Origin of the sequence: Lysobacter enzymogenes (genome assembly GCF_017355525.1) — a bacterium.
Classification (GTDB): Bacteria; Pseudomonadota; Gammaproteobacteria; order Xanthomonadales; family Xanthomonadaceae; genus Lysobacter; species Lysobacter enzymogenes_C.
The window spans coordinates 5,657,868-5,681,633 of the sequence record NZ_CP067395.1 but is presented as its reverse complement, the minus strand read 5'-3'; the positions used below and the strand labels follow the sequence as shown (position 1 = coordinate 5,681,633).

Here is a 23,766-nt window from a genome sequence, read left to right as displayed (position 1 = left end):
GCCCGCCCTGCCACTGCAAGCCGCCTCAGGCTGCGGCGTCTGGCCCCGGCCCGGCGCGCGCAGGCGCGCGCCCGGTTTCGGCGACCGGCGCCGCGGGCGCGGCAAGAGCCGCCGCGATCAGATAGCCCCCAGTTGTGCCGGCGACGAGGATCCGCCTGCCGACTCACTCGCCATGCGCCACTCGCCGCCTTCCTGATGCGGACCGCTCAAACACTCACGGCTCCGCCGAGATCATTCCGCCGCTTCCGCAACGACCACCGCGAACGCGCCCAGGCCCTGCGCTTCCCGCAGCACACGCGCATCGTCGAAGCGCGCCGACGATCGATACACCACTCGCCCGTTCGCCACCGCCGCCCAGAACGGTGCGCACGCGCTCAGCAGGATCTCGCCGCGGAAGGAATTCGCAACGCCGGGCAAGGCGATCAAGCGGTCGAACACATGGCGCTCGCCGTCGCGCTCGCGCCACAACCAATCGCGGTCGGCGCCGATCGCGCGAAAGTCCGCGCTCGCGCGCACCGTCAGCGGCGCTACGCCTTGACGCAACGCCGTTTCCAGCAACAGCGAGGCGATCGCGAACGCCGGCGGTTCGTCGTCCGGCAGAAACAGTCCGGGACGGCTGCGAATGAAATCCAGCGACCTGCGCACGCGCAAGCGTTCGCCCGCGCCGGGCGCGTCCTGGTCCGGATCCATCGTGCTCCCTGCCGCCAGCCCGCGCGGATCGCGCGAAACATCATCGCGACGGCGCAACGCCGGCACTGTGCCGAATCCGTCCGCAGCTTCCGGCCGTATACCGTAGACGCCATCCGGCCTGCGGACACCGGACCGCTGCATCAGCAAAAAGCGCCTGAATCCGGCCCTCGGCGCGCCGCGACGCACGGCGGCGATATACTCCGCCCCATCGCCGGGGGGCGTATGCCATGAACATGCAGGAACCGAAGCTGCAGGCGTTCTCCGAGCGTCTGTTGAAAGTGATCGAAACGCAGACCGAAATCGCCCGCCTGGGCTTGGACCTGGGCGGGGTGATGGCGCTGGTGGCGCACCGCGCGCAAGGCATCACCGGCGCGGTCGGCTCGGTGGTCGAGTTGGCCGAAGGCGAGGAGATGGTCTACCGCGCCGCCGCCGGCATCGCCGAATCCAGCCTCGGCATGCGCTTGCGCCGGGCCGCGAGCCTGTCGGGCCATTGCGTGGCCGAAGGCCGGCCGTTGAACTGCGTGGATTCCGAAACCGACGACCGCGTCGACCGCGCCGCCTGCCGCGCGGTCGGGCTGCGTTCGATGATCGTGGTGCCGCTCAAGCATCACGACACCGTGGTCGGCGTGCTCAAGGTGATGTCGCGCGAGCCGGCCGCGTTCGGCGACGACGATCTGCGCGTGCTCGACATGATGTCGGGCCTGATCGCCGCGGCGATGTACCACGCCGCCAAGTACGAAACCAACGAGCTGTTCTACCAGGCCACCCACGACGCGCTGACCGGCCTGCCGAACCGCGCGCTGTTCTACGACCGCCTGCGCCACAACCTCGCCCAGGCGCATCGCGAATCGCGCCGGGTCGGCATCCTCAACCTGGACATGGACGGGCTCAAGCCGGTCAACGACCAGCTCGGCCACCGCGCCGGCGACGCCGCCATCCGCGAGTTCGCCGAACGCATGAAGCTCAGCGCGCGCACCGGCGACACCGTGGCGCGGGTCGGCGGCGACGAGTTCGCGGTGATCCTGCCGCGCATCGAGCACCGCGAAGGCGCGTTCGCCCAGGCCCAGCGGCTGGCGCAGGCGCTGCGCTTCGGATTCGAGTTCGAAGAGCGGCCGATCGCGCTGGATGCGAGCATCGGCTGCGCGATCTATCCCGACGACGGCGAAGATCTGGGCGAATTGCTGGAAAAGGCCGATCAGGCCATGTACGACGTCAAGCGCAGCAAGAAGAATTCGCGCGATTGAGCGCCCCGCGCCGGGCCTGCCGCGTCCGGCTTCGCTGCGATAAACGTCGCCGCGGCATGGCTCGCGATGCGCCGCGGCGCGCGCCCGCACAGGCGCATCGGCCACGGCCGAGCCGATTCGAGCGCCTCCAGCGCGGGCGCGCGCCCGATTCCGCTTCCCGAACGCCCCTTTCGCGCCGTCCGCGCCCGTTTCGCTCCGCCTGAGCCCGTTTCGGTCGCCCTCCTCGCGCTTCCGTCGCGCCCCGGCTTCCCTTGCGCCCGCAGACCACTATCCTGCGCAGCAAGCCACCGACGGACCGCCCACGTGATCCGCAACCTCTTCTTCGTCGCCCGACTCGCCGCCGCCTGGTTCGGCGCGTTCGTCCTGCTGGCCCTGGTCGCCTCGGCCTTGCCGGTGCTGGACCGCCTGGACACGGGTCCGTTGTTCATGGTCGCGATCCTGGTCACGATCTACGTCGCCACCAAAGCGTTCGCGCATCTGCATCGGGTGCGCTTGATCGCCGGCCATGTCGACGCCGCCACCCGCAGCAACCGCCAGCGCCGCCAGATCGAGGTGCCGCTGGAAGTCGAGGAGACCTTCGAACTGCTCGACGCTGCGATCCGCGAGCTGCCGCGGGTGCAGGACGTGGAAAGCGCGCGCGACAGCCTGCAGATCCGGGCCAAGGTGCAGCGCTCCGATCAGGCCTGGGCGCTCGACGTGCAAGGCGCGGATCCCAACAGCTGGAAGTACGGCCGCGCGCGCAACCAGATCCAGGCCACGATCGACCCGGGCGCCGGCGGCAGCCGCATCACCCTGATCTGCGAACCCGAGGTCGGCGCCTGGAGCGACTGGTTCTGCGTCGACCAGGGCACCAACCTGGAGAACGCCGAAGCGCTGTCGCGCGCCATCGCCCGGCGCGTGGCCGAGCGCCACCGCGGCGAGCGCGCCGACGCCGCGCGCACCGCCACCGAGAAGGAACTCGCGGTGGCCAAGCTGAGCCTGCTGCATGCGCAGGTCGAACCGCACTTCCTCTACAACACCCTGGCCAGCGCGCAGTACCTGACCCGCCACGACCCGCCGCGCGCCGACGAGATGCTCGGCCACCTGATCGAATTCCTGCGCCGCTCGCTGCCGCGCACCGAAGACGCGCTGTCGACGCTCGGCGACGAACTGGAACGTTCGCGCGCTTACCTGGAAATCCTCAAGCTGCGCATGGGCCAGCGCCTGCAGACCCAGATCGACGTGCCCGACGAGCTGCGCGCGCTGCCGCTGCCGCCGATGATCCTGCAGACCCTGGCCGAGAACGCGATCAAGCACGGCCTGGAACCCAAGCCCGGCGGCGGGACCGTGTGGATCCGCGCGCGCAACGGCGAAACCGGCGTGGCGATCACCGTCGCCGACGACGGCATGGGCCTGAACACCCTCAATTCCGGCAGCGGCATCGGCCTGAGCAACGTGCGCGAACGGCTGCGGCTGGTCTACGGCGAGCGCGCGCAGTTGTCGATCGTCGCCAATTTCCCCAGCGGCGTCGCCGCCACCATCGTCGTGCCGGCCGCATCCGGCCAGGAGAACGCCCGTGTCTGATTCCACCGCCCAGGACGGCGCCGCGGGCGCGCCGACCGCCCTGATCGCCGAGGACGAAACGCTGCTGCGCCAGGCCCTGGTCGAAGCGCTGCGCGAAGCCTGGCCCGAGCTGCGCATCCTGGCCGAATGCGAAGACGGCGCGCAGGCGCTGGAAGCGCTGGCCGAACACCGTCCCGACGTCGCCTTCCTCGACATCCGCATGCCCGGCCTGACCGGCCTGGACTTGGCCGCGGCCGCGACCGAAGTCAGCCCCTCGACCCAGGTGGTGTTCGTCACCGCCTACGACCAGCACGCCATCGACGCGTTCGAACACGGCGCGGTGGATTACCTGCTCAAGCCCGTCACCGTCGACCGCCTGGCGGTGACCGTGCGCCGCCTGCGCGCGCGCCGCGGCCCCGGCGGCGACCGCCACGACGCGCTGCGCGAGATCGCGCGCCAGCTGGCTGCGCGCCGCCCGGCGCAGGAAGACAAGCCCGGCCTGACCTGGATCACCGCCAGCGCCGGCCGCGAAACCAAGCTGATCCTGGTCGACGACGTGGTCTATTTCCGCGCCGACAACAAATACACCACCGTGGTCACGGCCGAAGGCGAAGCGCTGCTGCGCACGCCGATCCGCGACCTGCTCGACCGCCTCGACGGCGAACGCTTCAAGCAGATCCACCGCTCCACCATCGTCAACCTCAAGGCCATCGCCGGCATCGTCCGCGACGACAGCGGCAAGGGCACCGTGCGTTTGCGCGGGCGCCCGGAGACGTTGACGGTGAGCCAGACGTTCATGGCCTTGTTCAAGAGCATGTAGCCGGGTCGAAACCGGCGCCCGCGTCGACCGCACCGCCCGAAATACCCGCCAGCGCCGCAAACGCCGGCACCCCGCCCGCGCCGCTCCCCGGCGCGTGCGCCCGCGCGCGTCGTTTTCCCGACGCGCGGCCCGAACGCGCCGCCGCCCGCGACGCGCCACGCACCAAGGAGTCGGACATGCGTAACCTGATGGCCCTGATGTATTACCTCTGCGCCTTGTTCGGTTGCAGCGTCGGCGGCACCACCATCGAGCACCACAGCATCGTCGACGGCATCGACATCGTCGACAGCCGGGTGCGGATCAGCGAGCGCATCGCCCGTTTCGAGTGCAAGGCCAGCCGCAGCGGGCAGTGCCATTACAGTTTGTTCCGCAGCGATTGTCCGACCGCGGCGCCGGCGTCCGGCGCAGCGGCCGATGCGGCGGCGGCTGCGCGCTGCGCGCAGGCGCCGGTGGAGCGCTTCGCCCTCGCCGCCGGCGCGACCCGCGAGATCGTCGGGGTCGCGGCGGGGTTCAAGGTGTGCGTGAGCGAGGACGATGGGGCGGTGAAGGCCGATTGCAAGCCGCAACAGCCATAAATGCGGTCAGGCGTTTCCTTCGTGCATCGACAGCAGCGCATGCTGTTCGAGACTGCACGCGGCGCGGTCGACTTGCCCGTACTTGACGGGCCAGAAGATTCCGTCGACCAGCCATCTGCTCGGCCCGATGCCGCCGATGTAGCGTGGCCAGAGCCTCGGCTCGGGAAAATGCCCCATCAAGTATTCGTAGAAATCCAGTGGCTCCCAAGCCAACTCGGCGTCTTCGCGTTCGACCAGACTGGTATTGAGGAAAGCGGCGGTTCTGCGTGCTGTCGCATGCAGTGGATCGGGTCGCCCGTCATCCCGCCAACTGCGCTTGAGCGCGCGCCGGCTCTGCTCGGACAGGCCATCCCACCAGCGACGCGCGGCGGGATCGGCGGAAACGGCATACGGTGCGGGGATCGAAGTCATCGTGGCTCCTGTCGGGGGAAAGGTAAGACCGCCATCGGCGCGAGGCGCCGCAAGCGCCACGCCTACAAGGCCCACCACGAGCCCGACGCCAGCGTGTCTGTGCAAGTCGGCTGGCGATTCATGCGCGTCTCGGGCAAAGCGCTTTCCCAGTAACAGGCCCGATGCAGATTCACACCGAGCAAGTCCGCATGCGCGACCCGGTACTCATAGCGATCCTGCGTCCCCCAATCCCAGCCTGCCGGTTCGGCCTCGGTCGCATGCGTCGCCAGTCCTCGCCGCCACAATTCGCGCGCGGTCGGGTCGCGAGGCCGCTCGCATTCGATCAGCCAATCGTTCAAGTACTGCGCGGCTCTGCGCGCGACCCGCTGCAACGGATCGGCGCGGTCGTCGTCCTTCCAACTGCACGTCAGGGCATCGCGGCTGTGCTCGGACAAGCCGTCCCACCAACGTTGGGCGGAAACATCGGCATCGACGGCGTAAGGTGCGGGAATCGAAGTCATCGTCGCTCCTGTGGGGTGAAAACGAACGGTTGTGAAGCGAGAGTGCGCCTGCTGACAGCGCCTCTTTAGTCCTCGGGGATGTTCTCGAGCAAGTTCGGTGCGAGCAGGTTCGGCGCGCAACGCGTCCATCGGGAGTCGAAGCGCGAGAACTGCCGCGGCTGCGACACGCGCTGCACCCAGTATTCGTAGTAATCGCGCTCGCCCCATCGACGCGGGTCTTCGCGATAGACGCGCTCGCGCCGCAGCGAACGCAGAACCTCCAACGTCCATCGCCTCCCGAGGTCGGTAGCGCGATCGCGCGCCCCATCGCGCAAGCGGCTGCGCAACAACGCCAGCCGCTGCCCGCGGGGCAAGCCTTGCCACCAACCAAGGACTTCCTGCGAACGCTCGGATTCGAATACGACCGACGGCATCGACGCTCCCGGCCGCGCGCCGCGGAACGGCGCCGGCATCGACGTGGAATGAGAAAGATCGGTGCGGACCGCGAAGCCGGCGGCCTCCCCAGGCGGCCGGCGCGAAACGAAGCGGCATGGTACGCGGCCGCAGCGCGATTGGCGCATCGCCCCGCGCCGGCGCTTCAGCGCAGGTCGCAGCGGGCTGGGTTATGATGGCGGCGCTTTCAAAGAAGAATTCGCGGGTTCGAGGCGGCTCCAACGCCCCTCAGGCGCGCCCCGCTCCCCCAGTCAGCGTTCCATCGTCGGTGTCTCGCCCGACGCGTACAGATGGCCCACGGCCATTCCATCCGCAGCATTTCCCTTGAATTCCACACCTTACGCAGCAAGGCGACAGCAGACGCCTGCCGGGCGCTCAGCGCTCTTGCGACCGCCGCAGCGAACGCGGTCCCGACCGGCTCAATCGCCTTCGACGATCTCGACGTCGCCGATCCAATTGCGCTGCCGCCGCGCCAGACGCTCGGTTTCGCTCTCGCCATCCAGCGACGAAGGCGCGCGCTGGATGCTCGCCGGCTCGATGTTTTCGAAGGTATTGACGTTGACCACGGCGTACAGCCGTTCCTCGATCCGGCTGACCACCGCCGGCACCGCGCCGCAGGTCGCGCAGACCAGGAAATCGGCGGTGTGGGTGCCGAAGGCGTAGCGCGACACCCGGTCCGGTTCGCGTAGGCGCAGGCGCAGCGACGCGCCGGCTTGCGCGGTCCACACCCCGCCGTGCTTGACGCAGAAACTGCAGTCGCAGGCGCGCGCGGCGATGCTGTCGGCCTCGCCGTTCCACGCCAGGGCGAATCGGATGTTGCCGCAGTGGCAGGCGCCGTCGATGAGCATCGGTGAGTTCCGCGTTCGGGTGCGCCCAGCTTAACCCGCGCCCGCGGCGCTGGCCGGGCGCGCCGTCGCAGCGCGTTGGACCCTTTCGGCGCCCGCAGGATGCGCAGCGCCGCGGCGTGTCCGTCCGCCCACGGCGGCCGCGTTGTCAACAGCATGCAAGGGCCGGCCGACAGGACGGCGGGGAGGACGACATGGAATCGTTGAAGGGTTATCGCGCCGAAGGCGCATCGGGCTTGGTCGCGGGACCGCAGGGCGCGGCGCGCGCCGGCCGCAGGCAGGGGGCGCCGGCATGGCCGTGCCCGTCTTCGCGCGACCCCAGCCGGCTGGATCGCCTGTACCGGCTCAAGCTCGCCGGCCGCGATCCGGAGCGCAGGAAGCGCCGTCGGCGGTCCTTGCGGGAACTGGCGTGCTGGTTCGCGCTGGCGCTGTTGGTGGCCGCGGCGTTGGTGTCGCCGGTGCGGGCGGCGGCGATGACCCAGGACGGTATCGTCGCAACGGGCTGATCGCGGTTCGCCGCAGCTTGACCGGAATGCGTCGTGCCTGAAGGCCCTCCCACAAAAACCGATCGCGAGCCGCGCTATTCGCTGCGCGGCGTTACGCCGCGCCAGCCGCGAACACCGCGATCCGATCCGGCGCCCACGTTTCCTGCAACGGCCGCAACCACGGTTGCGCGGCCAGCGTCTGCGTGCACGGGCCGAGACTCGCCAGTCGGATCGGCCGCCGCAGCGACAGCGCACGCAGGCGCTCCAACACCTGCGCCAACAACTCGCCGGTGAACGGCGTGTACAGATAGAACACCGTGCCCGCCGCGAGTTCGGCGACGCGCGCGTCGGCATGCACGAACTCGACCCGCCGCAGCCGCAGCGCCTGCGCGCATTCGCGCGCGCTGGCGACGTAGGCCGCTTCGTGCTCGATGCCGACGCAACGCGCGGGCGTGCACGCCGCGGCCAGCAACGGCACGTGGCCTAAGCCGGAACCCAGGTCGATCAGCACATCGTACGCGCCCAGGTCCAGCCGCGCCAGCAGATCCAGCGCGTGCCGCGCCGGGGTCGGCTGATAGAACACCGTCTGCGGCGCCGGCGCGGCGATTTCGCCGCGCGGCTCGTTCAAGGCCAGCACCGCGCCGAGCATCGCGTCGAGCGGGTCGTAACCTTCGCCGTCCGCCTGCGCCGCCGGTTCGCTCGTCCACTCGCGCAGCACGCGCGCGCCGTCGCCGGCGACGATGCGCGCGCGCACCGCCGCGGCCGCATCGGCGTCGGCCGCGTCCAGGCGCGCCAGCGCGGCGTCGGCGCGGTCGCGCAGCGCCGCGGCGCCGGACTCCAGGCTCAGACTCAGGCGCTCGATCCGCTCCTGCCACTGCGCGCGCTCGCGCCAGCCCGCCGGCCGACGCCAGCCGGCGTCGGCGTCGAATCGGTCCAGCAACGATCGCAGCGCTTCGCTCATGCCTGGGGAGTCCGAAGGGGAGCGCGCGGCCGGCCGGGCCGCGCGAGCGGCGGCGATGTTCGCACGAACCCGGGCCGGCATCGATCGCGCGCACGCGCCGCGGCGCGTTCTGGCTCGCGCCCGGCGGCGGCCGGGCAGCCGTGGCGCCGCGTTTGCGGCGCCACGGCCGCTGTCTCGTCACTGTCACGAAACAGCCATAAATTGCCCGGAACCGCGAAGCGACGGCCCGGGCACCGGACCTGTCGCCTTCGCCCTTTCACCCGCGATTCCCAGGCGATCCCCCATGCGTCCGTTCAAGCTCGCGTCCCTGCTGTTGGCCCTGCTGTCGCTGTCTTTCGCCGCGCAGGCGCGCAAACCCTATGTCGAGATCGAGCGCAAGCTGACTGCGCAGCAATTGCAGGAAGTCGGCCTCAGCGACGAGCAACTGGCCAAGCTCAACCGCATGCTGCGCGAGGCCGAGCAGGGCCCGGCCGCGGCCGAAGCGCCGGCGGCGGCCGGCAACGACGAAGACAGCGGCCCGCAGGTCGGCGCCGGCGCGCCGCGCGAACCGCGCCCGGGCGCGGGCCAGTTCATCGGCCTCAACGACGAACCGATCAAGAGCCGGCTCAAGCACGACGTATCCGGCTGGGAGCCCGGCACCGTGTTCGAGCTGGAGAACGGCCAGCAGTGGAAGGTGCTCAAGGGCCGCATGAGCCTGAAGAAGCCGATGCTCAAACCGGAGATAGTGGTGGTGCCCGGCGTGGCCGGGCGCTGGTTCCTGCAGGTCGACGAAGACATGCCGAAGGCGCGGGTGTACCGCATCGATTGATCCGCGCCGTCCCGACGGCGCCCGGCTACGGCGCCGTCGCCACCGCGTAGACGCCCTGCACCACCTGGGCCATGCGCGGGTAATCCAGGGTGTCGTAAGTGTCGCCGGCCTGGTGATAAAGCGGACTGCGCAGGAACGCCGTGTCGCCGATCATCAGCGCCGGGTAGCCTTCGCGCCAGTACGACAGGTGGTCGGAGAAATCCACGCCCTGCACCAGCAGCGGCGGCGCGTTGATCGAATGCACCGGCAGCGGCGTGGCGCCGGCCATCGTCGCCTTGACCTTGCGGGTCAGGCCGAAATCGCCGAGGCGGCCGACCACGGCGACGAAATCGCCGCGGTCGGAATACAGCCGGTGCATGCCGGGCAGCGGATAGCTCTGGCTGCCGCGACGGTCGCTGAAGCGGCCGATCATTTCCAGCGACAGCATGTACTCGACCTCGCGCCCCTGCGCGCGCAGCGCGCGCGCATGCCAGGCGCTGCCCATGTGTTCGCTGCGGAAATGCGGCGGTTCTTCCAGGGTGTAGGCGACCAGTTCCAGCCGATGCTGCGGCTGCGCGCGGCCGAGCATGCGCGCCAGCTCCAGCAGGCCGGCCACGCCGCTGGCGTTGTCGTCGGCGCCGGGCGTGTGCGTGCGCGGCGAGTAGCCGCGTTCGTCGCCGCTGTCGATGCCGGTGTCGGCGAAGGAATCGTAGTGCGCGCCGATCACCCGCAGCCGGCCTTGCTCGGGGCCGAAGCGCGCGATCACATTGCGGTAGGTCTGCCCTTCGACCACCACCGGCTGCTCGCTGACGCGCGCACCGGCGCGTTCGAATTCGCCGCGCAGCCAGGCGGCGACGCGGTCGAGCTGTTCGGGCCGGTCGTAGCTGCGCGGATAGAAGTCGACCGACAGGCGCTTGACGTCGTCGCGCAGGCGCTGCGCGTCGGCGGCCGGCGGGGTCGACGGACGCGGGCTCGCGCCGGGCTGGACCACGAGAAACAGCGCAAGCGCGGCGACCGCCGCGACCGTCGCCGCCGTCCAAAACCATCGACGCAACCGTTTCATGCGAGCATCCTTGTCCGGTGGAAATCCAGGCGCCCATGCAAGCGCATTTCGCCCCGCCGCGCCAGTCGCCGGCGCGGCGCGCCGGGCCGCGATTCATTCGCCTGACACATGCCGGTGGTCGACTCGGCTGCGCCGCCGCGCCCGCGCGGCTATCGCCCAGGGATGTCCTCATGCCGTCGATCCGCGCCAGCCTGCTCGCCCTCGCCCTTTCCGCCGCCGCCTGCGCGCAGATGCCGGCCGACGCCGCCAGCGCGCGCAAGAGCTGGGTCGTGCAGCAGATCTACCAGCAAAACCACCCGTACGCGGCCAGCGCCAGCGGCGAGCTCGACACCAAGCTGGCGACCATGGCCGACGGCCCGTTCGCGTTCTACCGCGGCACCGCGCACCTGTTCTTCCAGGACATGACCACGCTGCCGGCCTCGGCCTACGCCACCACCCAGACCGGCTACACCTGGATCGGCGGCGACGCCCACCTGGGCAACTTCGACGCCTCGCGCGACAGCAGCGGCAAGGCGGTGTTCAAGGTCGCCGATTTCGACGAAGGCTATCTGGGCCAGTACGTGTGGGACCTGCGCCGGCTCGCCGCGAGCCTGGTCCTGGCCGGGCGCGACAACTCGCTCAGCGACGCGGCCATCGGCACCGCGATCGACACCCTGGTCGGCGCTTACGTCGACCAGATGGGCGAGTTCAAGGGCAACAACGGCGAAAGCGCGTTCCGCCTGACCAAGGACACCACCACCGGCGTCGTCGACGACACCATCGCCGACGCCGACGGCAAGACCCGCGCCAAGCTGTTGTCGAAGTACACCGCCGTCAGCGGCAGCGCGCGCCGCTTCCAGGCACTGTCGAACCTGGTCGCGGTGCCGGCGGCGGCCTACAGCGGCGTGACCTCGTCGATGGCCGGCTACGTGTCGTCGATCGCCGCGTCCAAGCGTTATCCGGCCGCGTTCTACACGGTCAAGGACGTGCGCCAGAAGCTCGGCTCGGGCGTCGGCAGCCTCGGCCGCGCGCGCTACTACGTGCTGATCGAAGGCGCGAGTTCGTCGAACGCGGACGATGTGATCCTGGAGTTCAAGCAGGAAGCCGTCAGCGCCGTCGCCGCGGCCGCGCCGGGCCGGCTGCCGGCCAGCGCCTACGACAACCATCAGGGCATGCGGGTGGCGCGCACGGCCAAGGCGCAGACCATCGACGCGGACGTGCTGATCGGCTACGCCAGCGTCGGCGCGGTGCCGTTCTACGTGCACGAGAAATCGCCGTTCCAGGAGGATTTCGATCCGGCCAAGCTCGACAGCGCGGGCAAGCTGGACACCGCCGCCGGTTATCTGGGCCAGGCGCTGGCGAGCGCGCATGCGTTGGCCGATCAGGATTACGACAGCTCGGTGGTCAGCTACAGCATCGACAAGCAGGTCAGCGAGGCGGTGACGAGCAAGAGCGGGTTGAAGGCGGAGATTCGCGGGTTCGCGTTCGCGTATGCCGATCAGGTGAAGCTGGATTGGGAGGCGTTTGTGGAGGCTTACAACGCGGGGACGCCGTTGTACTGATCGCTCTCGTTGCCCTCATCCGCCCCTTCGGGGCACCTTCTCCCGCAAGCGGGAGAAGGGACAGCAAGCGACGCTGCTGCTTGTAGCCCCTCTCCCGCTTGCGGGAGAGGGGTTGGGGTGAGGGCCGCTCTACTCAAGCGATCAGAAACTCCGCACCACCCCAAAGAACGCCTGCGCCACCCCATCGGTGTTCTCCGCCACCAACGGGCTGTCGCTGATCTCGTCCGGCAGCACCTGATAGCCGACGTTGGCCATGAACCGCCACTTGTCCGCGAACGGCCGCGCCACGCTCAGGCCGACGTACGGAATCGTCGCGCTGCCCGGGCGATAGCTGACGACGCCGCGCCGCACTTCCTTGTCCAAGGTGCCGTAGTAGTAGTTGGCCAGATCCTTCGACAGCACGGTCACGCCGATCGCCGGCGTCAGCGCCCACTTGCCGGCCTGCATCGGATAGCGATAGCTCGCATCGGCCTGGAAACCGCCGCTGACGTCGAGGATGTCGGCCTTCACTTCCAGCTGCACCTCGCCGGCGCTGCCGCGCCAGCTCACCGAGGCGCCGGCGTCGACGCTGTCGTCGCGGTCCGACAGCAGGTCGCGGTTGATCCCGCGCTTGAGCAGTTCGCGCCGGCCGAAGTCCTTGGCGTCCATCGCGTCCAGGCGCCCGCCCAGGAACACGTCGACCACCACCTCCTCGCTCTTGACCAGGTGATAGCCGGCGGTGATGCCGCGGAAATAGAAACGATCGCCCTCGTAGCCGAAGAACGGCAGCGCCCGGGTGTGGTTGCCTTCGCCGGCGTACAGCTCGTTGCGGCCGCCGACGGCGAGGCCGACGCTCCAGTTCGAAGGCGCCATGTCGGCGCGCTCCTCGCCTTCTTTGCGCACTTGGGCGGAAACCGCGAGGGGAAGCGAAAGCGACAGCAAGGCAGCGATGCGAACGATGCGCATGGACAAGGTTTCCTGGTGGGTGGGGAGGAAAAGGACAGCAACGGACCGACGCGGCGCGAACGCGCGCCACGAAGCTAACGGCGGGTTTTTAAGAGTTGTTTAACCGCATCGCCGCCGCGCGGCGGAAATGCGTGCTTGTACGAACGGGAGCTGAAGCGCGGACGGCGGCGACGCGCGGAGGCGGGCGCTTCGCGCGATCGCGTCGGCGAGGTAACCGTTCGCGACCGCGCTGACGAAATAACCGATGCGCCGTGTCGAAGTGTGCGCGACTTGTAACCGCGAGACCCAACGCGCAGTTTTTCGCGCGCGACGGATATCTGCCGCTCAGCTTTCGTCGGCGAGCGCGTCGATCAGCGCGCGCGAGGCCGCCGACAAACGCCGGTGCGGGGCGTAGATCAGCGAGAACGGACGCGAGCGACCGCGCAGATGCGGCAAAGTCTCGACCAGTTTTCCGGCCGCCACGCGCTGCGCGACGACGAAGTCGTAGCTCTGGCACAGACCGAGTCCGTGCTCGGCCAGCGAGACCACGCCGAGCACGTCGTCGGTCACCCGCAGCGACGATTCGGGCGTCCAGTCGACGTCGCGCCCGCCGTCGCGGAACTGCCATTGGGCGATGCGGCCGGTGCTCGGCATCTCGAACGGCAGCAACGTGTGCGCGGCCAGATCGTCGAGGCTATGGGGCTCGCCGCACCGGCGCAGGTACTCGGGCGAGGCGACCACGCACAGCGCCGCGTCCTCGAGCTTGCGCGCGGCCAGCCCGCTGTCGGGCAACGCGCCCAGGCGCACCGCCAGATCGAAACCCTCGGCGACCAGATCGACGTTGCGGTTGGCGATGTTGAGTTCGACCCGCACCCGCGGACAGCGCTCGGCGAAGCGCCGCAACAGCGGCGGCAGGCGGTAGTGGCCGTAGGTGGTCGGCACGCTCAGGCGCACCCGGCCGCTGAGTTCGCCGCCCTGGCCCTGGATCGCGCGCTCGGCCTCGTCGATCTGGGCGAACGCGGCGCGCGCCTGCTCCAGATACAGCCGGCCGGCTTCGGTCAGGCCCTGGCGGCGGGTGGTCCGGCGCAGCAGTTGCGCGCCCAGGCGCTGTTCCAGCCGCGCCACCGCGCGGCTGACCACCGAAGGCGTGGTCGCCAGGGCCACCGCCGCGGCGGTCAGCGAGCCGTGGTCGACCACGGCGATGAAGGTCTCGACATCGCCGAGGTGATCGAAGCGCCGGCTCATTTTTGCTCCTGGCGAACAAATCAATTCGCGCGGCGGGATTTTATCGCCGGCCAGGCACGCAATACAGTGCCCGCCATCGTCCCCTGAGGAGCAACGAGATGAAACCCTACACCCTGATCGGCGCCGCCCTGGCGCTGGCCCTGTCGTTCGGCGACGCCCAGGCCGCGCGCGTGCTGGTGGTGCTGTCCGACGCCGACCATCTGGATCTGCAAGACGGCAAGACCTTCCGCACCGGCTTCTACCTCAACGAACTGATGCAGCCGGTCAAGGCGCTGCTCGACGCCGGCCACGAGGTCAGCTTCGCCACCCCGCAGGGCCGCGCGCCGACCCTGGACCGCGGCTCGCTCGACCCGATGTACTTCGGCGGCGACGCGCAGGCGCTGCGCGCGCATCAGGCGCTGCTCGACAAGCTCGCGCTGACCGCACCGGACAAGTCGCCGGTGCTGAGCCTGGAACGCGTGCAGCAGATCGGCTACGACCGCTTCGACGCGGTCTACGTCCCCGGCGGCCACGCGCCGATGCAGGACCTGCTGCGCAGCCCGGCGCTGGGCCGGCTGCTGAGCGACTTCCACGCCAAGGGCAAGACCACCGCGCTGGTCTGCCACGGGCCGATCGCGCTGCTGTCGACCCTGCCCGACGCCGCCGGCTTCGCCGCTGCGCTGGCGCGCGGCGGCAAGGTGGCGGCGCCGCCGCAGTGGATCTATCGCGGCTACAAAGTCACGGTCATCAGCAATCAGGAAGAAGAAATCGCCAAGCCGCAGCTCGGCGGCGGCGCGATGAAGTTCTATCCGCAGACCGCGTTGCAGGCGGCCGGCGCGGATTACCAAAGCAATACCGCGCCGTGGACGTCGAAGGTGGTGGTCGACCGCGAGTTGATCACCGGGCAGAACCCGGCGTCGGCGGCGGACGTGGCCAAGGAGCTGCTGCAACGGTTGAAGTGATCGCCGGTTGCCGAGCGGCTCCCGCGAGCCGTGGGACCGAAAGGTTCCGCGGCTTCGCTTTGCGCGCGGCGCGGCGGCAAGCGAGCGCGGGTCCGGCGAATCGGCGCCGGCGGACGCGGCCGAACGGGTCCGGCAAATTTTTTCGTCCGGTCATGTCACGTTCGCGCGCACTGGCCCGTCGAACCGGTAAGACCCTGAGCTGCGCGCTCACGGGTCGATCGCCCCCTCTCTCGACTTGACCGGAGTTCCGCCATGACCGCTTCCCCCGCATGACCCATCCCGTCCAGCAGCTGCCCGAAGCCATGAAGGCCTTGTGGGCGCTCAAGGCCTCGCTCGAACACCAGGGCGTGGACGCGGCCACCTTGATCCTGATCGAACTGCGCGCGAGCCAGATCAACGGCTGCGGCGCCTGCGTCGACATGCATGCGCGCGACGGGCTCAAGCACGGCGACAGCGCCGAACGCCTGTTCGCGGTCGCCGCGTGGCGCGAAGCGCCGTACTTCAGCGACGCCGAACGCGCCGCGCTGGCGCTGACCGAAGCGCTGACCCGGATCAGCGACCGGCCCGAGTCGGTGTCGGACGAGATCTGGAACGAAGCCGCGCGCCACTACGACGAAAAGGCGCTGTCGGCGCTGGTGCTGGCGATCGCCAACATCAATGTGTGGAACCGGCTCAACGTCGCCGTGCGCCAGCCGGTGGGGAAGTGGAAGGTTTGATCGGCTCGCGTTTTTTGCGAAAGGGCGTCAGCCCCGATGCGGTCGGGCCCGGCGGGACGCAACGACCCGAACGAAAAAGCGCCGGGCCCGAAAAGCCCTCCCACCGTAGCTCGCTTGTGGGAGAGGCTTCAGCCCGATGCTGTTCGATCAGACGCAACGCAATGGTTCGAGTCGCGCGCAGCGGGCCCGAAGGCTCGCCGCGCGATGGCGGTCAGCTCAACGCTGCGCGCCGGCTCTCCTGCGCCGGCGCCGCTTCCGCAGCGACCTGCACCGAAGCGCTGGCATCCGGCGGCGCCTGCGTGCGCTGCTGGTCGACGAACACGCGGCGATGGCCCGGATCGTCGAGCCCGCCTTCGACCGCAAAGAAACCGCGGCCGTCGCGGCCGGCGATGACGTGGTCGATGCTGCGCATGCCCTGCCCGCCCGCGTCCACCGCCGCGTGCGCGGCGGCGTTGCGGTAGCCCGGCTCGCCGCCGAATTCCATCGCCCCGGCCGGCAATCCGCGCAGGCCGTGCAGCGCCTGCTGGTACATGCCGTGCTGCGGATGCGCCGGATCGACCAGCGCGCCGCCCGCCTCGCGCGCCGCGCCGGCGCGGCCCGGATCGTGCCCGCGCTCGCCCGGCCGCGCCTGTTCCTGCGCCTTGATGACCGCTTCGATGTAGTGGATGTCGATGCCGTGCTTGATGCCGCTGCCGGGAATCAACTTCTGCCAGAAACTCTGCGGATCCGGATCGGGCAATTCGATCTTGTGCCCGACCGCGTCGGGCATCGCCCACTTCAGCGGAATGCTGTGCTCCTGCAAGTCGGTCAGGATTTCGTTCTTGACCGCGTAACGGCGGATCTGGCCGTTGTCGGCGACTTCGCGCTTGGCCGCGTCGGCGTCGATGCCGATGCGCTCCAGGGTCTTGTCGTGCACGCCCGAGGCGTTGAAGGTCACCGCCGGAATGCCGCTGGCGATCGACGCCGCGCCGGCCAGGCCGCCGCCGAGCGAATGCCCGGTGATGACCACTTCGTCGCCGAACGCGACCTTGGCCTCGCGCGCCAGCGCGATGGCCTGGTTGTACTGCGCGTCCTCGAAGCCCAGGCCCTGGCGGAAATTGGTCAGCCAGTCCTTGCCTTCGTCGGTGCCCGAATACGCGACCACGTAATGGCCGTGCTCGTCGCCGTAGATGCGGGCGAGAAAGCCCGAATCCTTGTTCTCCAGTCCGGCCGGGTCGATGCCCTTGGCGAGCAGTTGTTCGGCGCTGAGCGGCTTGAAGCCGTCGATGCCCGGGCCCTGGTCGTACAGATCGTCCATCAGCCGCGACAAGGTCTTGTCGATCGGCTTGGCCTGGTTGCCGCGCACTTCGTCGGCGAAGGACTGCGGCTGCGTCTGCTGGCTCATCCTGCGGTCTCCTGAATTCCTTGGCGTGCCTGTCCCGAATTGCGATGCGCGCGCCCGCGGACGCGGGCGGCGGCGCGGATCAGCCGTGTTCCAGCGTCAAGCCGCGATCGCGCATCCATGCCACCAGGGCCTCGCGGTCGGCGCGGGCCTGGACGCTGAGCAGGCTCGGCGGAGTCATGAAGGCGTAGCGCTGGAAGGTCACGTTCTGGGCGTTGCGCGCGAGCGGATCGGTGCCGGCCTTGAGCAGTTCCAGCGCCAGATCGGGCTGGTTGACCTTGCCGGCGACGTGCAGCGCGGTGTTGCCCATGCGGTCGGCGTGGCGCGGATCGGCGCCGGCGGCGAGCAGCAGGCGGAACTGGATCGCGCGTTCGCCCATCAAGGCCGCGGCCAGCGGCGCGGCGCCGGTGTGGGCGTGCTCGACGTTGGGATCGGCGCCGCGCGCGAGCAGGGTTTCCAGATACACCGGATCGCGCGCCATCGCCGCCAGATGCACGACGGTGGAACCGTCGACGCCGGCGCGCGAAGGATCGGCGCCGAGCGCGAGCAATTCATCGAGCCCTTCGGGGCTTTGGTTGAACACCGCCCACTCCGGCAGGGTGACGTTCTTGTCGCCGCGCGCGCTCAGCGCGGACGCGGGCGCGCGTGCGGCGAGGCGGCGGATTTCGGCGCGGTCGCCGGCGGCGACGGCATCGGCCAGTTCGGCCACGACCGGATCGGCGAACACTTGGGCGGCCAGCGACGGCGCGTGCACTGCGGACATAGCGACTCCTCCTGAGTACCTGACGGACTTTCCCCGAGGCCCGCCGGACCGGCGGGAGTGCTGCGACGCGACGGTACCCCTACCGTCGCGCGAGACCACTGCACACGATGCCGGCCGCAGATGACATACGGGCACGTACCGTGGCAGCGGGCAGCCTAACAAGAACCGGGCGGGCTTGTAGCCGGAACCGCATCACAGTTTTGGCGTAAAAACTGAACAAAACGGCCTCTATGGCCGCGATCCGACGTTTGCGCCGCGCCGGTCCGTCCGGCGCGGGTCCGCGCCGCCGGCGCGCGCGCGGGCGCCCGCACCGGCGCGCGCGAACGAAAACGGCGGCGCTCGCGCACCGCCGTTGCGATCCCGCCGGGCCGCGGCGCAATGCCGCCGCGCGGCCTCAGTACGCGCCCGGCGCAGCCGCGAAAATCACCGGCACGGTGATCTCGACGCAAGCGCCGACCGGCAACTGCAAACCCGCCACCGCGACATTCGTGTCGCCGATGTTGCCGCCGCCGGCCGGGCAACTGCCGCCGCCGGAAACGCCGCGGCACGACCATCCGGCGCGCAGGCTGACCCCGCGCGGCAAAGCGTCGCTGACGCTGGCGCCGGCGGCCGCGTCCGGCCCGTTGGCGTTGCACGCGCGCAGCACGTAATCGGCCGGGCTGCCGGGCGTGTAGGTCGCGCTGCCGTCGCTCTTGCTCAGCGACAGCGACACGCACACCGGGTCGATCGACGCGCTGGCGGTGTTGTTGGCGCTGCCGCCCGGCGCCGGCGTGACGAAGCCGGCCTGCGCCGACGTACCCTCGGCGACCGGCGCGTTGGCCTGGATCGTCGAGGTGTTGGCGACCGCCGCGCACTGGCTGGCGCCGACCTTCGCGTCGATCACATAGGTCAGCCCGGCGCCGGCCGCGGCATTGCCCGCGGGCAATGTCGCGGTCGCGGAAATCGCGCCGCTGCCGCTGGCGGCCGGACAGGTCGCGCTGCCGATCGGCGTGCACGTCCACGAGGTAAAGGTCAGCCCGGTCGGCACCGCATCGGCGAGGTTCACCGTCGCGTCGTGCATGCTGGTGTCGCCGACCGTGGTGCGCGCGGTGTTGTTGCGGAAGGTCACCGTGTAGCGCACCGTGCCGCCCGGCGCCGGCGCGGCGTTGTCGACCTGCTTGGTGGTCAGCACGTCGACGTCGTTGTCGAGGATGGTCAGGGTGGCGGTGGTCTGCGCCGCGGCGTTGGTCGAACAGGTCGTGGTCGAGGTCAGCGTGTAGGCGTTGGCGTCGCTCTGCGCCTGCAACGTCACCGTCTCGTTGTCTTCGATGACCGCGTCGTCGATGACGGTGATCGGCAGGTCGAAGGTAGCGTTGTCGTAGGTGCCGGCCGGAATCGACACGTTGACGGTCGTGCCGCTGCCGCCGGCGACGGTGTAGTCGCTGCCTTGGGTCGCGGTACCGCCGGTGATCCTCACCGGCACCACGATCCCGCCGCTCGGCACCGTGCCGATCACCCGCAGGCGCGGCAGGCCGGCGCTCTGGCCTTCGCGCACGCTGTAGTTGCCGGCGTCGAATTCGACGTAGGGGCGCAGGGTGATCTGGATCTCGTCGAGGAAGTTGCCGAGCGAAATGCCGCCGCTGCTGCTGACCGCGGCGAAACCGACCTGCTGCACGCCGGTACTGCCGTTGTAGGTGAAGCTGCCGCTGTAGTCGCGCCAGCCGTTGACGGTGCTGCCGATGCTGATCGTGCCCTGGGTCGCCGAGGACGGGATCGCGGCGCCGCCGGTGTTGACCCGGTCGGTGCCGTCGTTGGTCGTGCCGATCTGCGCGATCTCGCTGGTCACCGGGGTGGCGGTGCTGCCGGAAGCGTTGATGCCGAAGCTCATCACGTCCGGCACGCTCGACGAGTTGCGGCCGCGGTGGCTGAGCCGCCAACCGATCACCTCGCCGTTGGTGAGGCAGATGTTCTGGTAGATGCGCGAGGCCTGGTCGGCATTGAGTTCGGCGTGCTGCTTGCCGGCGCGCGCGGGCGTGTTGTTGAAGCTGTTGCCCCACAGCTCGACGATCGGGCCGCTGGCCGGATTGGCGGTGATGCCGCAGCCGCCGGCGGCGCGGCTGGGATGGGTGGTGTTCCACCCGGTCACCTGCTGCGGCCCGGCGAAGAAGCCGACGCAGGCGCCGGTGCCCAGGTCGGGCTGCTCGAAACCGAGATTGACGAAGGTGCGCTGGACCTGGGCCTGCGCCGGACCTGCCGCCGCCAACGCCAACGCCGCCAAGGCCGTGAACAACACCGGGCGCGGCCCTCGCGGGCCGCGCTGCAGGAACTTCTTCATAAGCCGCCGGACTCCCCCTGTACGTCGCCGCGCCCGGCCGGCTCCCGCCGGGCGGGACACAGGGCGCGCGCTCGTTCGAGCGCGACGCTCCGGCAGAGGACGGCGGTGCCGCCTGAATCAACTGAACATAAATGTGACGAATAGCACAATTATTCTGTGCCACTAAGCACGCTTCTTCCAGCCAAAAACAGGCCGTCGACGTTCAGGTACCTGTCGCCAAGCGGCGCCGGCGGGCCTCAGCCCACCGCGGCGGCCGCCGCCACATGCATGCCGAATCCGTGCGCGCCGCCGCTCTCGCGGCCGGGCTTGAGCTCCAGCGAGGGCAGCTCGTAATCGCCGCCGTTCTGCGCGCGGAACGCGATCGGCGCATCGCTCCACAACCCGTCCAGGCGCCGCAGCAGCGCCGCGCGGGTCTGTTCGAACCGCTCGGCGTCGACCCGGTCGGTGCGGTAGGCCACGAACGGCGGCAGCACCTCGAAGCCCGGGTAATGCAGTACGCCGTGGTTGATCGGAAACAGCAGATCGTCGATCGGCCCGTTGATCCCGCGCGGCGAGTAATGCGGCTCCCAGCCGCCGGCGGTGACCGACACCAGCGCGCGCTTGCCGGCCAGCGTGCCCTCACCGTAACGGTCGCCCCAATGGGTCTCGGAGTGTTCGCCGACGCCGTAGCCGAAGCCGTAGGAATACACCCGGTCGAACCAGCCCTTGAGGATCGCCGGCATCGAATACCACCACAGCGGGAACTGCAGGATCAGCGCATCGGCGCGGAGCAGCTTGTCCTGCTCGGCGCGCACATCGTCGGTCAGCGCGCCGGCGGCGAACGCCGCATGCGAATCCTTCGGCACGCGCAAGCGCGCGGCGGCGTCGCGCCGGGGGAAATCGGCGGCGTCGACCGCGGCTTTCCAGCCCATCGCGTAGAGATCGCTGACTTCGACTTGGTGGCCTTGGGCCAGCAGATGCTCGCGCATCGCGTCCTTGAGCGCGCCGTTGAGCGAGGCCGGCTCGGGGTGGGCGTAGACGATGAGGATGTTCTTGTTCATGGGAGCGCCGCAGTGTGATCGGGGCGCTCAGGTTAGACAGGCGCGCGCCGCGGCTGGGCGCTGGGCGGCGGTTTCAATGGGGAATGGTTGGAACCAATCGGGCAAGCCCGCGGCGCCGTCGTCCACCCCGGGCCGTCCGCCGATCCGGCGCCGAGGCCTTCAGCGCAGGAGGGGTTGATGCATCGGCGTCGGCGCGAACTCGACCCCGCAAACGAAACGATCGTCGTACGGGAACAGATCGTCGTCGGGCTTGTCCGTCACCACCCACATCCGGTGCCGAACCATCTCGATGCGTTCGCGGCGGACCAGGCCGTAATCCACATCCGGGACATCGTCCTTGATTTCGTTGAGGTCCCGGCATCCGTCGACGTTGAAACGGAACTCGTCGCCGATGTGGAAGTCGCGGCGGAACTCGGTGCTCCATTGCGAATTGCTGCCCCAACCGTGAGACAAGTCGTGCGTCCGTCGATTGAAGCGCCGAAAACTCCAATACAGATGCGCGCGCTCGGCCACGTCGGCGCGGACGTATGCGCTGCCCGCACGGATATCCACGCCGGCCCGGGAAAACAACATGTCGCCCAGCATCAGGCACGGCCAGCGCTCGCGCAGCAACACCGGCGGACGCGCGGGAAACGCGTCCTGCGCCACCGTAACGATTTCATGGTGGAACGGCGAGAAATGCGGCCAGCGCACCTGGCGCATACCGAGCGCGCTCATGAAATCCAGGTATTCGTCCTGGCTCAACTCCAGCGAACGGCACGACGCATCGACGTCCTCTCCGTGAGGCTGAAACCCGAACAACAGCAGATCGTTTACGCGCGAAAGCGCGTACAGCGTCCAAAGCGGATCGTAAGTGGGAAACGGCCCCGGATCGGGCCCTTCGGCGGCCAGCCCGCGCAACCATCGTCCGACTCCGGGATGCTCGTCCAGCCAGGGACGCAGCACCGCGTGGTAGAGCCCGGCGCCCTCGAAGTCCACTACGCGCTTGTACAGGCTGAAGCACGCGTACCAATCCGACACTTCCTCGGCCATCGCCCCTCCCGTTCGCCCGCACATCGGCGGGCGCGGACGAGTATCCGGCAATGCCTCTGGCCGCACAAAAGAAAAGCCCCGCAATCGCGGGGCTTTCTCGTCGCTCAACCCTGGACGCTTACGCCCAAAGATCCTGCAGCACCATCGTGTGGTCGCGGTCCGGGCCGGTCGAGACGATCGCCAGCGGGCAGCCGGCCAGTTCCTCCAGCGCGCGCAGGTAGGCGCGCGCGGCCGGCGGCAGTTTGTCCCATTCGGTGATGCCGTGGGTGTTCTCGTCCCAGCCGGGGAACTCCAGGTACACCGGGGTGCACTCGTCCCAGCCGGCCGCGTCCAGCGGCGCGTACTCGGTGCGCTTGCCGCGGTATTCGTAGGCGATGCAGATCTTCAAGGTCTTCATGCCGTCGAGCACGTCGAGCTTGGTGATGCACAGGCCGGTGATGCCGTTGATCGCGACGGCGCGCTTGAGCGCGACGATGTCGATCCAGCCGCAGCGGCGCGGGCGGCCGGTGGTGGCGCCGTATTCCTGGCCGCGGTCGCGGATGCCCTGGCCGACTTCGTCGTCGAGTTCGGTCGGGAACGGGCCGCCGCCGACGCGGGTCGCGTAGGCCTTGGCGATGCCGAGCACGTAGTCGATCGCGTCCGCGCCGACGCCGGTGCCGGCGAGCGCGCCGCCGACGGTGGTGTTGGACGAGGTCACGTACGGGTAGGTGCCGTGGTCGATGTCGAGCAGCGAGCCCTGCGCGCCTTCGAACAGCACGCGCTTGCCCTGCTTGCGCAGGTCGTGAAGGATGCCGGCGACGTCGGACTTCATCGGCTGCACGTATTCGCCGAATTCCAGCGCTTCGTCGAGGGTCTTCTGGTAGTCGACGCCGTCGACGCCGAGGTACTTGGTCAGCACGAAGTTGTGGTAGTCCAGCGCGCTGCGCAGCAGTTCGGCGAGCTGGGCCGGGTAATGCAGGTCGGCCACGCGGATGCCGCGGCGCGCGACCTTGTCTTCGTACGCCGGGCCGATGCCGCGGCCGGTGGTGCCGATGGCCTTGCCGCCGGCGGCCTTTTCGCGGGCCTGATCCAGGGCGATGTGGTACGGCATGATCAGCGGGGTGGCCGGGCTGATCTTGAGGCGCGAACGCACTTCCACGCCGGTCGCTTCGAGCTCGTCGATTTCCTTGCGCAGCGCGGCGGGGCTGAGCACCACGCCGTTGCCGATCAGGCACAGCGCGCCTTCGCGCAGGATGCCGGACGGGATCAGGTGCAGCACGGTCTTCTTGCCGCCGATGACCAGGGTGTGGCCGGCGTTGTGGCCGCCCTGGAAGCGCACCACCGCACCGATCTGCTCGGTCAGCAGGTCGACGATTTTGCCCTTGCCTTCATCGCCCCACTGGGCACCGAGAACGACGACTGACTGACCCATGAGTCCAAACTCCTGCGCTTTTTAGCTGTGAAGGCGGCGGCTGCCGCAAGGTCCGCCCGCGCCCAGTCGCAGCCGATGCCGCGCCACAGGGCCATGAACGGAA

The 23,766-nt window shown here is 69.6% G+C and carries 24 protein-coding genes; 9 read left to right on the top strand and 15 right to left on the bottom strand.

What is annotated here, in order from left to right:
• Positions 1-231 precede the first annotated feature (231 nt).
• Complete coding sequence (locus tag JHW38_RS24060) at positions 232-756, bottom strand: hypothetical protein (RefSeq protein WP_207523795.1); 525 nt, start codon at positions 754-756, stop codon at positions 232-234.
• A gap of 161 nt (positions 757-917) precedes the next feature.
• Between JHW38_RS24060 and JHW38_RS24055 the strand changes: the two genes are divergently transcribed.
• From JHW38_RS24055 to JHW38_RS24040, 4 genes are all read left to right on the top strand, one after another.
• Positions 918-1,934, top strand: coding sequence for a sensor domain-containing diguanylate cyclase (locus JHW38_RS24055; protein WP_207523794.1), 1,017 nt, complete (start codon positions 918-920; stop codon positions 1,932-1,934).
• A gap of 303 nt (positions 1,935-2,237) precedes the next feature.
• Positions 2,238-3,497, top strand: a complete 1,260-nt coding sequence (locus tag JHW38_RS24050) for a histidine kinase (protein WP_242691081.1) — start codon at positions 2,238-2,240, stop codon at positions 3,495-3,497.
• On the top strand, positions 3,490-4,296 hold the full coding sequence (locus JHW38_RS24045) for a LytR/AlgR family response regulator transcription factor (protein ID WP_207523792.1): 807 nt from the start codon (positions 3,490-3,492) through the stop codon (positions 4,294-4,296). The genes JHW38_RS24050 and JHW38_RS24045 overlap by 8 nt, the downstream gene beginning before the upstream one ends.
• Positions 4,297-4,472: 176 nt before the next feature.
• Positions 4,473-4,871, top strand: a complete 399-nt coding sequence (locus JHW38_RS24040; RefSeq protein ID WP_207523791.1) for a hypothetical protein — start codon at positions 4,473-4,475, stop codon at positions 4,869-4,871.
• A 6-nt stretch (positions 4,872-4,877) separates the two neighbouring features.
• Here the strand turns inward: JHW38_RS24040 and JHW38_RS24035 are convergent, their stop codons facing one another.
• From JHW38_RS24035 to JHW38_RS24020, 4 genes are all read right to left on the bottom strand, one after another.
• A complete protein-coding gene (locus tag JHW38_RS24035; RefSeq protein WP_207523790.1) occupies positions 4,878-5,282 on the bottom strand; it encodes a hypothetical protein in 405 nt (134 codons plus the stop codon).
• 62 nt (positions 5,283-5,344) lie between these two features.
• Positions 5,345-5,782: a hypothetical protein gene (locus tag JHW38_RS24030; protein ID WP_207523789.1), complete on the bottom strand. Its 438-nt coding sequence runs from the start codon at positions 5,780-5,782 to the stop codon at positions 5,345-5,347.
• A gap of 65 nt (positions 5,783-5,847) precedes the next feature.
• On the bottom strand, positions 5,848-6,342 hold the full coding sequence (locus tag JHW38_RS24025) for a hypothetical protein (RefSeq protein WP_207523788.1): 495 nt from the start codon (positions 6,340-6,342) through the stop codon (positions 5,848-5,850).
• A gap of 291 nt (positions 6,343-6,633) precedes the next feature.
• Positions 6,634-7,062: a GFA family protein gene (locus tag JHW38_RS24020; protein ID WP_207523787.1), complete on the bottom strand. Its 429-nt coding sequence runs from the start codon at positions 7,060-7,062 to the stop codon at positions 6,634-6,636.
• A gap of 191 nt (positions 7,063-7,253) precedes the next feature.
• Here JHW38_RS24020 and JHW38_RS24015 point away from each other — a divergent pair, with 191 nt between their 5' ends.
• Positions 7,254-7,565 carry a hypothetical protein gene (locus tag JHW38_RS24015; RefSeq protein WP_207523786.1) on the top strand — a complete coding sequence of 104 codons (312 nt, stop codon included), beginning with the start codon at positions 7,254-7,256 and terminating at the stop codon, positions 7,563-7,565.
• 91 nt (positions 7,566-7,656) lie between these two features.
• On the opposite strand, the gene JHW38_RS24010 is transcribed toward JHW38_RS24015, so the two are convergent.
• Complete coding sequence (locus tag JHW38_RS24010; protein WP_207523785.1) at positions 7,657-8,505, bottom strand: class I SAM-dependent methyltransferase; 849 nt, start codon at positions 8,503-8,505, stop codon at positions 7,657-7,659.
• Between the two features lie 283 nt (positions 8,506-8,788).
• Here JHW38_RS24010 and JHW38_RS24005 point away from each other — a divergent pair, with 283 nt between their 5' ends.
• Positions 8,789-9,313: a hypothetical protein gene (locus JHW38_RS24005; RefSeq protein WP_207523784.1), complete on the top strand. Its 525-nt coding sequence runs from the start codon at positions 8,789-8,791 to the stop codon at positions 9,311-9,313.
• Between the two features lie 25 nt (positions 9,314-9,338).
• Here the strand turns inward: JHW38_RS24005 and JHW38_RS24000 are convergent, their stop codons facing one another.
• Positions 9,339-10,355 (bottom strand): M20/M25/M40 family metallo-hydrolase, encoded by a 1,017-nt coding sequence (locus JHW38_RS24000; protein ID WP_207523783.1) that lies wholly within the window; start codon positions 10,353-10,355, stop codon positions 9,339-9,341.
• Positions 10,356-10,525: 170 nt separating this feature from the next.
• Here JHW38_RS24000 and JHW38_RS23995 point away from each other — a divergent pair, with 170 nt between their 5' ends.
• The gene (locus JHW38_RS23995; protein WP_207523782.1) at positions 10,526-11,896 is read left to right on the top strand and encodes a DUF2252 domain-containing protein; all 1,371 of its coding nucleotides are present in this window, start codon (positions 10,526-10,528) and stop codon (positions 11,894-11,896) included.
• A gap of 141 nt (positions 11,897-12,037) precedes the next feature.
• On the opposite strand, the gene JHW38_RS23990 is transcribed toward JHW38_RS23995, so the two are convergent.
• Both JHW38_RS23990 and JHW38_RS23985 read right to left on the bottom strand, forming a co-directional pair.
• Complete coding sequence (locus JHW38_RS23990; protein ID WP_207523781.1) at positions 12,038-12,748, bottom strand: MipA/OmpV family protein; 711 nt, start codon at positions 12,746-12,748, stop codon at positions 12,038-12,040.
• A gap of 417 nt (positions 12,749-13,165) precedes the next feature.
• Complete coding sequence (locus tag JHW38_RS23985) at positions 13,166-14,065, bottom strand: LysR family transcriptional regulator (protein WP_207523780.1); 900 nt, start codon at positions 14,063-14,065, stop codon at positions 13,166-13,168.
• A gap of 98 nt (positions 14,066-14,163) precedes the next feature.
• Between JHW38_RS23985 and JHW38_RS23980 the strand changes: the two genes are divergently transcribed.
• Positions 14,164-15,006, top strand: coding sequence for a type 1 glutamine amidotransferase domain-containing protein (locus JHW38_RS23980; protein ID WP_207523779.1), 843 nt, complete (start codon positions 14,164-14,166; stop codon positions 15,004-15,006).
• 269 nt (positions 15,007-15,275) lie between these two features.
• Complete coding sequence (locus tag JHW38_RS23975) at positions 15,276-15,722, top strand: carboxymuconolactone decarboxylase family protein (protein ID WP_207523778.1); 447 nt, start codon at positions 15,276-15,278, stop codon at positions 15,720-15,722.
• Between the two features lie 211 nt (positions 15,723-15,933).
• On the opposite strand, the gene JHW38_RS23970 is transcribed toward JHW38_RS23975, so the two are convergent.
• From JHW38_RS23970 to JHW38_RS23945, 6 genes are all read right to left on the bottom strand, one after another.
• The gene (locus tag JHW38_RS23970) at positions 15,934-17,106 is read right to left on the bottom strand and encodes an XVIPCD domain-containing protein (protein WP_207523777.1); all 1,173 of its coding nucleotides are present in this window, start codon (positions 17,104-17,106) and stop codon (positions 15,934-15,936) included.
• A gap of 79 nt (positions 17,107-17,185) precedes the next feature.
• The gene (locus tag JHW38_RS23965) at positions 17,186-17,866 is read right to left on the bottom strand and encodes an ankyrin repeat domain-containing protein (protein ID WP_207523776.1); all 681 of its coding nucleotides are present in this window, start codon (positions 17,864-17,866) and stop codon (positions 17,186-17,188) included.
• Positions 17,867-18,260: 394 nt separating this feature from the next.
• On the bottom strand, positions 18,261-20,180 hold the full coding sequence (locus JHW38_RS23960; protein WP_207523775.1) for a Calx-beta domain-containing protein: 1,920 nt from the start codon (positions 20,178-20,180) through the stop codon (positions 18,261-18,263).
• 236 nt (positions 20,181-20,416) lie between these two features.
• Positions 20,417-21,220 carry an NAD(P)H-dependent oxidoreductase gene (locus JHW38_RS23955; RefSeq protein ID WP_207523774.1) on the bottom strand — a complete coding sequence of 268 codons (804 nt, stop codon included), beginning with the start codon at positions 21,218-21,220 and terminating at the stop codon, positions 20,417-20,419.
• A gap of 159 nt (positions 21,221-21,379) precedes the next feature.
• Positions 21,380-22,252, bottom strand: coding sequence for a hypothetical protein (locus JHW38_RS23950; protein WP_207523773.1), 873 nt, complete (start codon positions 22,250-22,252; stop codon positions 21,380-21,382).
• A 118-nt stretch (positions 22,253-22,370) separates the two neighbouring features.
• Positions 22,371-23,663 (bottom strand): adenylosuccinate synthase, encoded by a 1,293-nt coding sequence (locus tag JHW38_RS23945; protein ID WP_207523772.1) that lies wholly within the window; start codon positions 23,661-23,663, stop codon positions 22,371-22,373.
• Positions 23,664-23,766 lie beyond the last annotated feature (103 nt).

Bases quoted from the DNA above. Each gene is read 5' to 3' on its own strand.
- JHW38_RS24055 (WP_207523794.1), top strand. From the start codon at position 918: ATGAACATGCAGGAACCGAAGCTGCAGGCGTTCTCCGAGCGTCTGTTG.
- JHW38_RS24040 (WP_207523791.1), top strand. From the start codon at position 4,473: ATGCGTAACCTGATGGCCCTGATGTATTACCTCTGCGCCTTGTTCGGT.
- JHW38_RS24035 (WP_207523790.1), bottom strand. From the start codon at position 5,282: ATGACTTCGATCCCCGCACCGTATGCCGTTTCCGCCGATCCCGCCGCG.
- JHW38_RS24030 (WP_207523789.1), bottom strand. From the start codon at position 5,782: ATGACTTCGATTCCCGCACCTTACGCCGTCGATGCCGATGTTTCCGCC.
- JHW38_RS24025 (WP_207523788.1), bottom strand. From the start codon at position 6,342: ATGCGCCAATCGCGCTGCGGCCGCGTACCATGCCGCTTCGTTTCGCGC.
- JHW38_RS24020 (WP_207523787.1), bottom strand. From the start codon at position 7,062: ATGCTCATCGACGGCGCCTGCCACTGCGGCAACATCCGATTCGCCCTG.
- JHW38_RS24015 (WP_207523786.1), top strand. From the start codon at position 7,254: ATGGAATCGTTGAAGGGTTATCGCGCCGAAGGCGCATCGGGCTTGGTC.
- JHW38_RS24010 (WP_207523785.1), bottom strand. From the start codon at position 8,505: ATGAGCGAAGCGCTGCGATCGTTGCTGGACCGATTCGACGCCGACGCC.
- JHW38_RS24005 (WP_207523784.1), top strand. From the start codon at position 8,789: ATGCGTCCGTTCAAGCTCGCGTCCCTGCTGTTGGCCCTGCTGTCGCTG.
- JHW38_RS24000 (WP_207523783.1), bottom strand. From the start codon at position 10,355: ATGAAACGGTTGCGTCGATGGTTTTGGACGGCGGCGACGGTCGCGGCG.
- JHW38_RS23995 (WP_207523782.1), top strand. From the start codon at position 10,526: ATGCCGTCGATCCGCGCCAGCCTGCTCGCCCTCGCCCTTTCCGCCGCC.
- JHW38_RS23990 (WP_207523781.1), bottom strand. From the start codon at position 12,748: ATGGCGCCTTCGAACTGGAGCGTCGGCCTCGCCGTCGGCGGCCGCAAC.
- JHW38_RS23985 (WP_207523780.1), bottom strand. From the start codon at position 14,065: ATGAGCCGGCGCTTCGATCACCTCGGCGATGTCGAGACCTTCATCGCC.
- JHW38_RS23980 (WP_207523779.1), top strand. From the start codon at position 14,164: ATGAAACCCTACACCCTGATCGGCGCCGCCCTGGCGCTGGCCCTGTCG.
- JHW38_RS23975 (WP_207523778.1), top strand. From the start codon at position 15,276: ATGACCCATCCCGTCCAGCAGCTGCCCGAAGCCATGAAGGCCTTGTGG.
- JHW38_RS23970 (WP_207523777.1), bottom strand. From the start codon at position 17,106: ATGAGCCAGCAGACGCAGCCGCAGTCCTTCGCCGACGAAGTGCGCGGC.
- JHW38_RS23965 (WP_207523776.1), bottom strand. From the start codon at position 17,866: ATGTCCGCAGTGCACGCGCCGTCGCTGGCCGCCCAAGTGTTCGCCGAT.
- JHW38_RS23960 (WP_207523775.1), bottom strand. From the start codon at position 20,180: ATGAAGAAGTTCCTGCAGCGCGGCCCGCGAGGGCCGCGCCCGGTGTTG.
- JHW38_RS23955 (WP_207523774.1), bottom strand. From the start codon at position 21,220: ATGAACAAGAACATCCTCATCGTCTACGCCCACCCCGAGCCGGCCTCG.
- JHW38_RS23950 (WP_207523773.1), bottom strand. From the start codon at position 22,252: ATGGCCGAGGAAGTGTCGGATTGGTACGCGTGCTTCAGCCTGTACAAG.
- JHW38_RS23945 (WP_207523772.1), bottom strand. From the start codon at position 23,663: ATGGGTCAGTCAGTCGTCGTTCTCGGTGCCCAGTGGGGCGATGAAGGC.